The organism is Rickettsiales bacterium, from assembly GCA_035765535.1.
GTDB lineage: Bacteria > Pseudomonadota > Alphaproteobacteria > Rickettsiales > JABCZZ01 > JABCZZ01.
Map to the genome: position 1 here is coordinate 352,286 of DASTXE010000001.1, position 14,378 is coordinate 366,663.

The following is a 14,378-nucleotide window of genomic DNA, read 5'->3' on the forward strand; positions in this document are numbered from 1 at the left end:
AAACTTACTTTTCGGGCGGTTTAGCAGGAGCGGGTATCGGCACCGGTGCTGGTTCAGCTTTTTTCTGCTCGGCGTCTTCTGCTTTTTTGTGGTCTGCCACAATCTTGTCGATATCCGGCGCAGGCTTATCGAACACATTGAAAATACCGCGCAGGAACCCAGGGGTAAGCGCCGAAAGCGGGTTCACGGTAACGGAAGGATCACCGGTTTTGCCCTTCATATGGTAATTCATACCGATAATACCCTTGCCCTCACCGCCCATCAGCATATCGCCGATCAGAGGTACATTACCAATAATGGTGTTCATCGTATAGGATGGAATAATCAACCCGCTGAGATCAAGCGTAGAGTTGTTCTTATCAATCGTGCCATCTGCTGTGAGGCCCAGCGCATTGCCATGCGTCTTGGCGCCTTTGAGCACAATAATCCCGCTACGATAGGTGTAAGGTGCCAGAAGCTTGTTAAACACGATGCCTTTGCCTGTCAGCGTATCGATAACGCCTGTGAGAGAGGCAATGGTAAGAATCTTGGTCAGCAGCGGCGCATTCTTCAGCGTGTAGTCGCTCATGACGAGCGCACCTTCCAGATTGTCGCCGTGATAAACGCCGCTCAGCTGCATCTTCCCGCCCTGGATACTGTCGCTGATGCCGATGACGCGGAACAACTCACCTGCATTATCGGTGGCGGCGTTCAGCTTGCCGTCGCGAATGGCATAGGTAAAGGAAGCATTGTCCGGTAATGTCCCGGTGACATCGGCAGATTTGCAGATCGTGGGGCAATCCGCCTGTATGTTTGCAGAAGTAAGCGTACGTTTGTCACCGAAAATGACTTTTCCTGCTTTAATATTCAGGTTGAAACCGAGATTGCTCGAACCGTTTCCATTTACATAAGGCGAGACATCCAGCACATTGCCGTTGGCTGTAACCGTAACGCCGCTATTTGTTTTACGGTAGTCCAGATGCGTGAGGTCATTCTCACCGAACAGCACTTTAGTAAAAATAAGCGAATTAAAACCGCCCGTCTTTCTATCCAGTTCACCGCTACCGGAAACTTTGACATCTGAACCCTGCAACATGAAGGACTTTATCTGGGTGTTACCTGATGGCAATGCCTGTGTTTCCACATCAAGCGTTTCAGGCACGCCTGCTTTTTTGTAAAAACCATGTTCGGCCAGTGCGATGTCCGTGCGGGTAAGGTCCAGTTTGGCCTTGCTGGTATCTGTTTTGGAGGATTCGGTGAATTGTGCGTTTACACCGATGCTGCCTGTGGCGAAATCGATGCCGGAGAGACCAAAGGTAGCAAGCTTATCGACAGGCATATCGCATTGGATGCTGTACTTCGTTTCATTGCCTTCCGCAAAACTGCTATAGAGATCAAGGTGCATCGGCACTTTATTAATCGTGGCAGCCCCCTGTACCTTGACGCCTTTATTATCCAGCGCCAGATCGACATTCGCGTTTTCAACGTCCTGTTTGCCAAGGAACTTAGGCTGTGAGACGCCGCCCAGTTTGGCGTCAATGGCGTAATGCATATCTTCGCCTTCTCTGTTCTGCTCAGAAAAGGCGATAAAGTCGAGTTTCGCGGTACCGGTGGCGTGGCCGGTAACGGCGTTGGTAATATGCAGCTTGTCAGCCTTTTCAACTTGCGGCAGGGCAAGGAAGGCTGCGACGTCGGTCGCAGGCGCATCCGCATTCAGTTCCATGAACATTTTAACATCGTCAGGGTACATATCCGGCATGCTGATATGGCCCGCGCTGATGATGCTTCCTGTCAGGAATTTCGCGCTCGCCACCTTTACATCCATCGACTTTCCAGTAAAAGCGATTACCGCGCTTACATCTGTTACAGCCGGGTGATTCGGCAAATATTTAACATCGGCGCCACGGACAGCGATAGTTGCGGCAATATCTTCTTGTGGCGTATCCTTAAGTTTCATATCGCCGGGTTTAAAGTGCAGGTCGACACTGGCTTTCGTAATTGTTCCGTTCATAATGCGCGTGGTAACCCAGGAACGCGAATGCGGCGAAAGTATTGTGGGCCATACATGTTTTACTTCATTGACAGCGACATTGGCGGTCTGCGCATGCATATCAAGTGCATAATCGCCGCCGACTTTCTGCGCGCTGCCGTTGAAGGAAAGTGATATGGGCTTGGAATCGCTGCCAATCAGCTCAAGTTGACCATTGGTAATGGTAACACCATCGAGTTTACCTGCTGTGCTGCCGAATATTTTTAGGCTTTTGAGGTTAATAGGATTAGGAAGCGCTTCAGGATATTTAATGCTGCCCGGCCCGGATTCCAGTCCAAAGTCAAGCTTTTGAATATCGCCCTTCAGATCGGAAGCGACATCGACTGAGCCTGAAAGTAAGACATTCACACCAGATAGCCATTGCTGGGAGGGAAACAGGCCATAAAGCACGGAGGTGGGAATAGACTTATAAACAAGCCGTGCGGAAGCTTTATCGTCATGTTTCTGCACGGTGAAATTAGAAAAGATCTCACCTTTGCGGTCGCTGAATGCAAGAGGAATTTCCAGTGCCCCGCTTAAAACGCCGTGTTTGCGGTATATTTCCAGTGAAGCTTCGGAAGACCGGAGCAATATGCCTGTCATCCTATTCTTAATGACGCAGTTTGCATGACGGATGATCAGGGATTTAAGGTGGCGTAACGGATTATTGCTCTCTTCCGACATAAGTAGTGGAATCAGCGGAGCAACAGGGGCAGGCTCTGCCTTTTCCGGCTGCGGCTGGCCGGGTAGCAATGTCTGCGGCGCTACCTGACGCTCATCCATACCGGTGGAGATACTGCCGTCATCATTCTGGATAAGGGTAATATTAGGGTATAGTACCTCCAGCGAATGGACATCAAACTGGCCCAGCAGCAGCCTTCGCAGATAAATATTCATGACGATCTGCGGGAAGTAAGCAACGACAGCATTATTTGCGTTGATAACTTCTACATTCTTGATGCTGATACCCAGCGGATTATGGATGCTTTCCCAACTGATCTCGGAGCTTTCGATCTTTACCTTAAATCCGTCTGCCGGAGAACTGAGCGAGGATTCGATATAGGGAGTCAGTGAGTCGATCGAGCGCGGCCCTGTCTTCACCCAAAGCAAGAGCGCAGCCATGCATACGGCGCAGAATACAACTACGCCGATCAGGAAGCCGCCAAGCAGCTTCAGAACATTACGCTCAATTCGTAGAATTCTGGGCATGATTCGCTGTTTTTAGTGGGCATTGAACGTTTACTATATAGTCTTTGGCGCGCGCTTCAATATAACTATCCGTAAATGCGACGCCGGAGCCGCTGATGGAAGTGAAAACACCATGTTCAAAAAGGAACTGCTGTAATGTTTTAAGCGTGATCACAACGCCTACGCTGTTAATTTTCTCCGGTTTGGGGGAGCCGGGCTGGAAAACGGCCTGTGCAACCACCACACCGATCACGTTGCCGCTAGTGTCGAACACAGGCCCGCCAGAATTGCCATGCGCCAGCACGTCGGTTATGTAGAGCCATTTATTATTGTCGACATTATTGATCTGGATATTTTCGATCTGCGATTCAACCATTTTATATTCCCCGCGTGCACCCGCTTCTCCGGGATAGCCGATGATCAGCACCTTATCCCCTGTTTTAAGCTCATCGATGTTATAACGCAGCGGCGCGAATTCCAGCGGTGGCATGTCGCTTTCGATAAGCGCCAGGTCGCGATTCTCGTCAATAAAGCTGACAGTCGCTTTGCGCTCGGAAACGGCTCCCTTGATGATCACCTTGCTGCATCCCTTGACCACGTGCGCGTTGGTCACGATATATTGCCGGTTAATAAAAAATCCAGTGCCGGAGAGAATGGAAAACTCCTCCATCTCCTCAGAATATGCAATGAGTGGCATAAGCAGGAAACAGAAGAAGGCAAAAAAACTGCGATACATAGCGGAACCGGCGAGAGAGAAATGGGTAGAAATTTTTCTGGATTGTCTTGGAAATATCTGAAACTAATATAATCCTATACGATAGTGCAATAAGAAATCTTTCCTGGTGCGGAGATGTGGCCCATGTGGGGAACGGACTGGAACGAACGTGCGGAAAAACTGGAAGCGCAGGGGCTATACCGCGCCGATACGGAGCATGACGCCTGCGGCGTCGGCCTGATAGCGGCCATTGACGGCAAGCCAAGACGCGAGGTCGTGGAAATGGGCATCCGTGCGCTCAAAGCCGTTTACCATCGCGGCGCAGTGGATGCGGACGGCAAAACCGGTGACGGTGCAGGCATTCACCTGCAGATACCGCAATTATTCTTTGAGTCCTACCTTGCGCGCATCGGCAAGAAGCTGCTGAACGACCGCTTTGCAGTCGGCATGGTATTCCTGCCGCGCAAGAACATGAAGGCACAGGAAGAATGCCGGACAATCGTAGAAAGCGAAGTGCTGCGCCTCGGCTTTTCCATCTATGGCTGGCGTCAGGTGCCCGTAAATCCCACAGTGATTGGGGATGTAGCAGCGGATTCAAGGCCGGAAATCGAACAGATTCTGATCGCAGGTAATGAGAGGGCGAATGAAGAAGAGTTCGAGCGTAAGCTTTTCCTGATCCGTAAACGCATTGAAAATGCGGTCTGCGCTCAGGCGATCAATGATTTCTATCTCTGTTCGCTGTCAGGCCGGTCGCTGATTTATAAAGGGTTGTTCAAGGCGGAGCAGTTGACGGAATTTTATCCGGATCTGCTGGATGTATGCTTCGTTTCTTCCTATGCGATTTTCCATCAGCGTTTCTCGACCAACACGGCTCCGGCATGGCATCTGGCGCAGCCGTTCCGAGTCCTCGCGCATAACGGCGAGATCAATACGCTCAAAGGCAACATGAATTTCATGAAAAGCCATGAAATGACCATGACCTGCCCGGAATTCGCTGGCATGGAAAAAGATCTGCGTCCCGTCATTCCGGCGAACACTTCCGATACAGGCGCACTGGATGCCGTCATGGAAATGCTCGTGCGCGCAGGCAGGCCGCTACCGCTCGCAAAACTGATTCTGGTGCCGCCTGCATGGCTTACGGCGTCGGATATGCCGCAGGCGCACAAGGATATGTTCGCCTATACCGCCTGCATATCTGAAGCATGGGACGGTCCGGCGGCGATTGCGGCAACAGATGGCAGGTGGGTAATCGCAGGGATGGACAGGAACGGCCTGCGCCCCATGCGCTATTCCTTGACGGAAGACGGTCTGCTCGTCATGGGGTCCGAATCCGGTATGGTGCCAGTGGATGAAACCAAGGTCCAAAAACGTGGCCGTCTGGGACCGGGTGACATTATCGGCGTGGATCTGAAAGAAGGCATATTCTACACCGACGGTGCACTGAAAGATATGCTGGCTGGCGTGGAACCGTTTGCGCAGTGGGTTAAAAATATTACGCATTTTGACGAACTGCCTCCTGTGGAAACGCCAGATGCAGCATTACTGAGACCGGAAGCCCTGCTAAAAGCGCAGATTGCCTCTGGTATTACGTCGGAAGATATCGAGCTGGTGCTGCAGCCGATGGCGGAAACCGGCAAGGAAGCAATCGGCTCGATGGGAGATGATACGCCGCTTGCCATTCTCTCTGGAAAGTACCGCAACCTCAGCCATTTCTTCCGCCAGAATTTCAGCCAGGTCACGAATCCGCCTATCGACAGCCTTCGCGAACGCCGCGTGATGAGCCTGAATACGCGCTTTGGTAATAACGGTAATTTCCTGGCGTTCGACGAATCGCATAGCCGTACCTTACTGCTTTCATCGCCCGTGTTGTTAAATGCGGAGCTGGAAAAACTGCGCCAACATTTCGCGGATAAAGTAATAACAATTGATGCGCTTTTTCCCGTAGATGGTGGAGAAGAGGCATTGCGCAAAGCAATCGATAATGTCATTGCACAAGCCGAGTCCGCGATCCAATCCGGGAGGCCGTATATTGTCCTGACGGACAAGAAACGTGACGAGAAACATGCAGGCATCCCAATGATTCTGGCAGCCGGCGCGCTTAATACGCATCTTGTGCGCCGTAAGTTGCGCAAGAGCGCCTCTATTATCGTACGCACAGCGGAATGTTTGGATGTGCACCATTTTGCCGTGCTCATTGGTGTTGGGGCTACGGTGGTCAACCCATGGCTTGCGGAAGCGACGATTTTCGACCGCCATGCACGCGGCCTGCTGGGTAAGCTTTCCATTACTGATGCATTGAATAACTTTAAAGAAGCGGCAGGAAACGGCATTTTGAAGATCATGTCCAAGATGGGCATTTCCATCGTCAGTTCCTATCGCGGCGGCTGTAATTTTGAGGCGCTCGGCCTGTCGCGCGCACTCGTAAGCGAATATTTCCTGAGCCTGCCGTCACGTATCTCCGGCATCGGGCTTGAAGGTATACAGAACAGGGTGCTGGAGCTGCACCATAAAGCTTATGCTAACGGCAATGTACTGCCTATCGGTGGTTTCTATCGCTTCCGGGCGCGGGAGGAGACACATGCATGGCAGGCGGAGGCGATCAGCCTGTTGCAAAAAGCTTGTGTAACCGGTGATTATAGCCTGTATAAACAGTTCAGCAAAATCATCGCGGATGAGCCGCCTATTGCACTGCGCGATCTTTTAGGATTCAGCTCCGACCGAAAAGAGATTGAACTTGCAGAAGTGGAGCCGACCGCGGCTATCCGCAAACGCTTTATTGCACCTGCCATGTCGCTTGGCGCATTGTCGCCGGAAGCCCATGAGACGCTGGCCGTTGCCATGAACCGTATGGGGGCGGCATCCAATTCCGGCGAAGGCGGGGAAGGGGCGGAGCGTTATAAACCCAGGGCCAATGGCGATAATGCCAATTCCGGTATTAAACAGATCGCATCGGCACGTTTCGGCGTAACGGCGGAATATTTGAATAGCGCTTCGGAGCTGCAGATAAAGGTAGCGCAAGGCGCAAAACCCGGCGAAGGTGGGCAGTTGCCGGGCTTCAAGGTGACCGCTGAAATCGCGCGCTTGCGTCATGCAACGCCGGGAGTGATGCTGATTTCTCCACCGCCGCATCATGACATTTATTCAATTGAAGACCTCGCGCAGCTGATTTTCGATCTTAAGCAGATCAATCCCGCTGCGACAGTTTCGGTCAAGCTGGTGGCGCAATCCGGTATCGGCACGATTGCAAGTGGCGTGGCAAAAGCAATGGCGGACAAGATCGTTATCGCCGGTCATGTCGGCGGCACAGGCGCAAGCCCGCTTTCCAGCATCAAGCACGCAGGCATTCCATGGGAGATGGGGCTGGCAGAAGCCAATCAGGTGCTGACGCTCAATCGCTTGCGTCATCGCGTGAAGCTGCAGACGGACGGTGGATTGAAAACAGGGCGTGACATTGTGGTTGCAGCCATGCTCGGCGCGGAGGAATACGCGCTCGGCACTGCGGCGCTGGTAGCGATGGGCTGCCTTATGGTGCGCCAATGCCATAATAACACCTGTCCGGTCGGTATCACGACGCAGGACCCGGATTTGCGCAAGCGGTTTGAGGGCAAGGTGGAGCATGTTATCAACTTGTTCAGCTTCGTAGCCGAAGAGATACGCGAAATTCTCGCAAAGTTAGGCTATACGACACTCGATGAGATCATCGGCCGCACCGATCTGCTCACACAGATTAATTATGGCAGCGAAGATCTGGTTGATCTGGATCTGAATCCACTGCTTTCGCTGGCCGATCCGGGCGTGCATGCGCGCCGTTTCTCGCTCTCGGGCCGTAACGAAGTGCCGGATACGCTTGACGCCCGTATTATTCAGGAAGCGCAGCAGGCGCTGCAAACGGGAGAGAAAATCCGCCTCCGCTATGACGTGCACAATACCCAGCGTGCAATAGGAACGCGCCTTTCATCTATCATGCTGAAACGCTTTGCAGGGACGGAAGTGCCGCCTGATCAGGTAGTGCTGGATCTTCATGGCTCGGCAGGACAGTCGCTCGGAGCTTTCGCCGTGCAGGGCGTAAAAATATGCGTCATGGGTGATGCAAATGATTATGTCGGCAAAGGACTCTCTGGCGCCACCATCAGCCTGAAACCTTCCGCCTCTTCTACGCTCTCAGCGCACGAGAATACGATTATCGGCAACACGGTGTTATACGGGGCAACATCAGGAAAGCTTTTTGCGGCAGGAGAGGCGGGCGAGCGCTTCGCTGTACGCAATTGCGGTGCAATGACTGTGGTGGAGGGCTGCGGTTCCAATGGCTGCGAATATATGACAGGCGGTATGGCCGTCATACTGGGGCAGGTGGGAGACAATTTCGCCGCCGGAATGACGGGCGGCATGGCATTTGTATATGATACAAATAATAATTTCGCAGCAAGGGTAAACCCTGAAACAGTCGTCTTCCAGCGCCTTGCTTCACCTTATTGGGAAGGAAAGCTGCGCACGCTGATAGAAGAACATGCAACGGAGACCGACTCTGCCTATGCAAAGGATATATTAAAACACTGGCACGCCAGCCTCGCGCGGTTCTGGCAGGTATGCCCCAAGGAGATGGTGGAACGTCTGGAACAGCCATTGCAGGCTGCTGCTTAGAGAGAGGAACAGGGTGAGCGAAAAGAAAAATTACTGGCTATTTAAGTCCGAACCGTTCAAATGGTCTTGGGATATGCAGGTAAAAGCTGGTGCAAAGGGTACGTTCTGGGATGGCGTGCGCAATCATCTTGCGAAACAGCAGCTCATGGCAATGCGCAAAGGCGACCAGGGCTTTTTCTATCACTCCAATGAGGGCAAGGAAATCGTAGGGATTGTTGAGGTAATCCGCGAGCATTATCCTGATCCTACGGCAGAACCGGGTGAGCCCTGGGTTGTGGTGGATATCAAAGCCGTGAAGCCCGTTCCCAAACTGGTAACCCTCGCACAGATCAAGGCGGAGGAACGCCTTGCTAAAATGTCGCTCGTCACGTCCGCTCGCCTTTCCGTACAGCCCGTAACTGCCGAAGAATGGAAGCTTATCTGCAAAATGGGCGGAATAAAATAGCCCTGCAGGCTAAGAAGTTAACAATAATTTAAGAAATGGAGGGTAATATTGTCAGCACATTTGTGCTGATGTAAGTGGCTACGTATGGCTAAGAAAATAGAGGATATGAATGACCGCCAGTTGCGGGTGGAAATTCATCATACGAATGATCCTGCGCGTATTGAGGCAGCAGAAAAGCGCCTGAAAGAAATCACGTCTGCAAAAAATCAGGGTACTCTGAAAGGGATTCTAAACACTGCTACTAAAAGGAAGGCGGAATTAAAAGCAGCGACGGATGCATCTTCTTCAGGCAGAGGAAATTCTGCGGGACGCGGAAAACCGTCCGGAGGTAATACTCCTTCTGGCAAGGACCGTTGGCCCGAAAGCAGATTGAGGAGAGCGATGCGGGATGAAGGAGATCCCGAAGCCTATGCGATTCTGAAAGGCCGTAACCGGGTTAATGGTGCGGATCAAAGAAAATATGATGAGGCACGCAATAAAAACACGCGGGCGGCTAGTGATACGCCTAGAATTTCTCCATGGGAACGCAGGCGCCTTAAAAAAAACGCGGCGGCAGGAGACAAGCAGTCTTTCGAGAAATTACAGCAGGCGGGAGAACTAACATCTGACATAGAACAAAGATATAAAAATACGAGCGCGCGTTCTTCTGGAGGGTGGGTTGACAGGACTTCATCGTCCCGTCGTCCACAGGGGAGTCAGGAAGAGCGCTGGATTGCAGAAATGCAGCGGAATGTTACTGATCCCGACCAGCGAAAATTTGCCGAAGAAAGAGCGCGAGTAACTTTTGAAGATCTCCGAAAGTCAGGGTACAGCGATGAAGTAATTGGGGAGGTGCTTGACCAATACAAAGGAAAGTTTGACTTAAGCCGCGAGCGGCAGGCAGGAAGGCAGCTCAGAGCAAAATTAGAGGAAGAAGAGCGCAGAAGGCGAAATGAAGAAGGCGACCAGAGGAGAGGGCGGTAGGTAATCTCTGGGTATCGCAAAGCGCATCAGTGCGGCATGCTTTGAGAGCCCGCAGGAAAGGAAGCTTCCAGATGGTAGTAGATCTGCTGTTTTATCCCGCCCGGCGCAGCAGCAGATAACCGTCCCCAGCCCCGGAAAGGCTGACGTTATTAATGTTCTGGACAATCTCTGCCAGCCGCTCGAAACAGACTGGTTTTACAAGATAGCCGTCTGCCCCCAGTTCTTCAGCCCGTCTGCGATCCTCGTCATAGGTGGAACCCGTGCACATGATAACGGGGATATGCTTCAGGTCACCACTGGAGCGTATATATTCCAGCACCTCAAACCCATCTATACCCGGCATATTGATATCGAGCAGTACCAGATCCACGCTGCGTCCTTCCATCACTTCCCGGCGTAGGGTTGAGAGCGCCTCCTGACCGTCATTGGCCACAAGCATCTTGCATTGCATGCGCGCATTATCCATGAGGATGATCTTGGTCAACTCGATGTCGGATTTGCGGTCGTCCACAAGCAGGATAGTTGCCAGTTTCTCGATATCGACTGCTTCCAGCTCTTCTGCACGGCTCGGAATGGCGACAGCCTGCATCTGAACGGCATCGGGCTGAGCTTTGGGTAAAGTGAACATAAAGCTTGTGCCGCCTTCTTCATTAGGCTCACACCAGATGGTGCCGCCATGCAGTTCGACAATTTTTTTGCAGATGGCAAGCCCAAGCCCCGCTCCCTGTTCTTTAACATCCGAAAGCCGTTTGAAAGGCATAAAAACCTTGGCATAATATTGCGGATCAATGCCCGGGCCGTCATCGCTGACGCTGAAGAGCCAGTGACCGTCATGTTCACCGGCACCGATACGGATATGCACATTCGGGCCGCCATGGCGAATGGCGTTGCTGAGCAGGTTCTGCCATACCTGAAGTATCTGGATTCTGTTGGCATAGGCGTAGGGCAGGGTTCCTACCGTAATCTCTGCGCCGTATTCGCTGATGAGGTGGTTGAGATTCTCTTTTGTATCTTTCAGCACCCGGATCATATCCAGTGTTTCCATCTGCACCTGTTCCTCCGCATCCAGCTGCGTATAGAGAAACACGGTATCGATCAGCATGGTCATGCGGCTGGTGGCATCCTGGATAAAGCGGAAATATTTCTGCATTTTATCGGGTGAATTCCAGTTCTCCAGAATCATAGCGGTAAAGGATTGTATCGTGCGCATTGGCTCTTTAAGGTCATGCGCCAGGGCGCGGGTAAATATTTCCAGTGAATTACGCTGATCATCGATACGTTTCTGCATCTCGCCATGTTCGACAGCCATCGGAATAATGCGCTGCATTGTATCGGCTGCGATGGTGGATTTCGTGATATAATCCTGCGCGCCTTCCTTCATAGCCTCTACGGCAACGCCTTCATTGCCATGGCCGGTGAGGATGATAACAGGAATATGGGCATTGCGTGCCCGGATACGCTTAAGCACTTCAACGCCATTCCTGCCGGGCAGCGAATAATCCAGTAATACGCAGTCGGGCTGGTAAGTCTCAATGGCTTCTAATCCGGAATCACCGCTGCCAGCTTCAAGCACGGTTACATTGTCGCCAAACGCATGGCGAAGCTCTCTCTGGCACAGAATACGATCGTCGATATTGTCATCAATCACTAAAACGCAAAGTTTCTGATTCATCAGGTCATTCATGAGGATTCTCCGGGCAATAACGCTATTTCAAACCAATATTCCTTAATGCGGGTAACGGCATCGATCAAACCGTCGAAATTAACAGGTTTCTGAATATAAGTGCTGGCGCCAAGCGTGTAGCATTGTTCCACATCTTTAGCATCTGCCGAGGTTGTGAGCACAATGACCGGGATTTTTTTCAGCCATTCATCCTGTTTGATGAGGTGGAGCACTTTTCTACCGTCGATACCCGGCATGTTCAAATCCAGCAGCACCAGTCCCGGACCGGGGTTAACGCCTTTGATACCGTTATTGAGATAATATTCGCTTTTCTGCAGGTAAGTCATGGCGTCTTTTCCGCTTTTGCACCATTGCACGGGGTTCTTCATATGCGCTGCTTTAAAACTGCGCATGGTAGCTTCATAATCGTCTTCGCTATCTTCAACCAGCAGGATGGTGGCATTCTTGGCATTTTTCGCCTGTCCCATTGTCATTCCCTTTGTGTAATAGTGAAATAAAATACGCTGCCCTGGCCGGGGATGGATTCCAGCCAGATTCTGCCGCCGTGACGTTCCACAATCTTGCGCACGAAGGTCAGGCCCACACCGGTGCCTTTCTTATTGTCATCTTCCTCATTCAGGCGCTTGAACATGCCGAATACATCTTCATGAAATTCCGGGTCAATGCCGATACCGTTATCCCGCACATAGAACACGTCCTGCTCGGGGCCTTTAGCGGTATCCACGCGATCCAGAAAGCCTATTTCGATGATCTTCGTTTCCTTGTCATTATATTTAATGGCATTGGCAATCAGGTTACGAAAAAGCTCGGTAATACGCAGGGTATCGCACACAATGGTTGGCAGGGGCTTGGGAACGACAAGCTTAAGATGATGCTGCATCTCCGTATCCAGCATGCTTTCAATGTCTTTGATCACGAGATTCAGATCCGTAGCCTTCACAGCCAGTTCCTGACGGCCGAGGCGTGAGAAGTAAAGCAGGTCATTCACCAGGCGTTCCATACGCTTACTGAGATATTCAAGACGCTGCAGGCGTCTGGCACCTTCCGCATCCAGTTTATTGTGGTAGTCCTGCTGCAGAAAACGCGCGTTATTATAAAGACCGCGCAGGGGTTCCTTCAAATCATGTGAGGCAATATAAGCGAATTCATCCAACTCTTTATTGCTGCGCTCCAATTGGCCCATATATTTTAAAAGACGGGCCTCGGTTGCCCTCCGTTCGGTAATATCGCGTATGATCCCTGAAAAATGCTGCTTTCCTTCCAGCATATAAACGCTGGCCGAAAGGTCGATCGGGAAAATCGAGCCATCCTTGCGCTTTGCCTTAACCTCACGACCGGTTCCAGGGATATTAGCCTCTTTTGTATCGAGATAGTGTTTTAAATAATTATCATGTTCATTGTGATAAGGTTCCGGCATCAGGATATTCAGGTTCTGACCTATGACCTCTTCTGCGCGGTACCCGAAAATCTTTTCGCATGCCTTGTTGAAACTCTCGATCTGTCCCGTCTCGTCGGTCGTAATAATACCGTCATTGACGTTATCTACTACTGCTCTCAAGCGGGATTCACCGCTTTCCCTGGACCGTTTATAGAGAACCTCCAGTTCCCTGTTCGCATTATGAAGCTGTGCATTGACATGTTCAAGCTGGGCAGTGCTGGGTAATTGCAGGGCTTTGGGCATCAGGGAACTCATGATAAAAAGAGTCGAAATCGAAGCGGCTGCCGTCATTGCCTTAATTACGCCCTCCACTGCGTAATCCGGGTGCCATATGACCCATATACTCATGATATGTGTAGTACCGCATAAAAGAATGAAGGCACCGAATAACAGGAAGACGGCCTGAAAAGGAACGTCTTGTCGCTTTCGTACAAAATAGATGAGCCAGAATGGAATGGCATAATAAGCGAAGGCGATCCCGGCATCGGAAAAAATATGCAGCCATAAAATACTTGGCTGCCATAGAAAACAATGCCCATGGGGCAGAAAATCACTGGAGCGAAAGAAATCGGCAATCGCCTGAATCATGCAGACATCCGTTTTGATTGTGCGGTGGAGATTTTTACACAATTTATGATTGGACTACAATATGTAAATACGACTGGTCAGTATGAATATACGCCGCTTTTTCCGAATATGTTACATATTTATCAATATGTTCCATATTGAGAACGATATAAAAAATACGAGTGCGCGCTAAACCCTGGCGTGTTTTTAATCTAAAATTAACCCCATCGTGATAATTATGGCACAAGTCTTTGACTGTCCGTGCGGAGTTATTTTTTTATATTGTGATTTTTACCGGATACTGTCAAAAAAATGAAACAAAGTTGTGATATAGTTCTAGGTGCTAAGAAGCTGGTCGTTAAAGAATTTTATGAAGTCAGTGCGATCAGCGCAACAAACCGGAATTATATCAGGGAGATAACGTATGTCTGAGTCAGGACGTCTACAAGCGGATCCGCTTTTTCAGGGGTTGGCGCGCCCGCCGATGGTAATGGGTGTAAGCTATATGTTTTTCGTGCTTAATGCTCTGACTTGTCTGATCGCATTCATCAATACGTCCAATTTTATCGTGTTGTTCTTTGTAGCGCCATCTGTCCATGCTGTGGGATATCTGCTATGTCTCAAGGAACCGCTGGCGATTGAATTGATCATTCTGCGTTGCAGTAAGGGAACGAGATGTCAGAACCGCCCGTTCCACGGTTATACTAACTCATATGATGTGTTTTAAAT

General features: G+C 50.8%; 9 protein-coding genes. 4 read left to right on the forward strand and 5 right to left on the reverse strand.

Annotation, left to right across the window (positions count from 1 at the left end; translation table 11 throughout):
• Positions 1-4 precede the first annotated feature (4 nt).
• Both VFT64_01770 and VFT64_01775 read right to left on the reverse strand, forming a co-directional pair.
• Positions 5-3,217, reverse strand: coding sequence for an AsmA-like C-terminal domain-containing protein (locus tag VFT64_01770; protein HEU5046550.1), 3,213 nt, complete (start codon positions 3,215-3,217; stop codon positions 5-7).
• Positions 3,195-3,866, reverse strand: a complete 672-nt coding sequence (locus VFT64_01775; GenBank protein HEU5046551.1) for a trypsin-like peptidase domain-containing protein — start codon at positions 3,864-3,866, stop codon at positions 3,195-3,197. The genes VFT64_01770 and VFT64_01775 overlap by 23 nt, the downstream gene beginning before the upstream one ends.
• A 180-nt stretch (positions 3,867-4,046) precedes the next feature.
• On the opposite strand from VFT64_01775, the gene gltB reads away from it, so the two are divergent.
• From gltB to VFT64_01790, 3 genes are all read left to right on the forward strand, one after another.
• Positions 4,047-8,552, forward strand: coding sequence for a glutamate synthase large subunit (gene gltB / locus VFT64_01780; protein ID HEU5046552.1), 4,506 nt, complete (start codon positions 4,047-4,049; stop codon positions 8,550-8,552).
• 13 nt (positions 8,553-8,565) lie between these two features.
• Positions 8,566-8,997 (forward strand): EVE domain-containing protein, encoded by a 432-nt coding sequence (locus tag VFT64_01785; GenBank protein ID HEU5046553.1) that lies wholly within the window; start codon positions 8,566-8,568, stop codon positions 8,995-8,997.
• An 84-nt stretch (positions 8,998-9,081) separates the two neighbouring features.
• On the forward strand, positions 9,082-9,960 hold the full coding sequence (locus VFT64_01790) for a hypothetical protein (GenBank protein ID HEU5046554.1): 879 nt from the start codon (positions 9,082-9,084) through the stop codon (positions 9,958-9,960).
• A gap of 91 nt (positions 9,961-10,051) precedes the next feature.
• On the opposite strand, the gene VFT64_01795 is transcribed toward VFT64_01790, so the two are convergent.
• Genes VFT64_01795 through VFT64_01805 form a run of 3 tightly spaced genes read right to left on the reverse strand, consistent with a single transcriptional unit; the run spans position 10,052 to position 13,670 of the window.
• Positions 10,052-11,644, reverse strand: a complete 1,593-nt coding sequence (locus VFT64_01795; GenBank protein ID HEU5046555.1) for a response regulator — start codon at positions 11,642-11,644, stop codon at positions 10,052-10,054.
• The gene (locus tag VFT64_01800) at positions 11,641-12,111 is read right to left on the reverse strand and encodes a response regulator (protein ID HEU5046556.1); all 471 of its coding nucleotides are present in this window, start codon (positions 12,109-12,111) and stop codon (positions 11,641-11,643) included. The genes VFT64_01795 and VFT64_01800 overlap by 4 nt, the downstream gene beginning before the upstream one ends.
• Before the next feature lie 2 nt (positions 12,112-12,113).
• Entirely contained in the window at positions 12,114-13,670 is a 1,557-nt protein-coding gene (locus VFT64_01805; GenBank protein ID HEU5046557.1) for a PAS domain S-box protein, read from the reverse strand.
• 403 nt (positions 13,671-14,073) lie between these two features.
• Between VFT64_01805 and VFT64_01810 the strand changes: the two genes are divergently transcribed.
• On the forward strand, positions 14,074-14,376 hold the full coding sequence (locus VFT64_01810) for a VirB3 family type IV secretion system protein (GenBank protein ID HEU5046558.1): 303 nt from the start codon (positions 14,074-14,076) through the stop codon (positions 14,374-14,376).
• The last annotated feature ends 2 nt before the right edge of the window (positions 14,377-14,378 follow it).

What these genes read in the sequence shown, in the direction of transcription:
- VFT64_01795 (HEU5046555.1), bottom strand. Translation starts at nt 11,644, where the DNA reads ATGAATGACCTGATGAATCAGAAACTTTGCGTTTTAGTGATTGATGAC.
- VFT64_01770 (HEU5046550.1), bottom strand. Translation starts at nt 3,217, where the DNA reads ATGCCCAGAATTCTACGAATTGAGCGTAATGTTCTGAAGCTGCTTGGC.
- gltB (HEU5046552.1), top strand. Translation starts at nt 4,047, where the DNA reads ATGTGGCCCATGTGGGGAACGGACTGGAACGAACGTGCGGAAAAACTG.
- VFT64_01790 (HEU5046554.1), top strand. Translation starts at nt 9,082, where the DNA reads ATGGCTAAGAAAATAGAGGATATGAATGACCGCCAGTTGCGGGTGGAA.
- VFT64_01810 (HEU5046558.1), top strand. Translation starts at nt 14,074, where the DNA reads ATGTCTGAGTCAGGACGTCTACAAGCGGATCCGCTTTTTCAGGGGTTG.
- VFT64_01805 (HEU5046557.1), bottom strand. Translation starts at nt 13,670, where the DNA reads ATGATTCAGGCGATTGCCGATTTCTTTCGCTCCAGTGATTTTCTGCCC.
- VFT64_01800 (HEU5046556.1), bottom strand. Translation starts at nt 12,111, where the DNA reads ATGGGACAGGCGAAAAATGCCAAGAATGCCACCATCCTGCTGGTTGAA.
- VFT64_01775 (HEU5046551.1), bottom strand. Translation starts at nt 3,866, where the DNA reads ATGGAGGAGTTTTCCATTCTCTCCGGCACTGGATTTTTTATTAACCGG.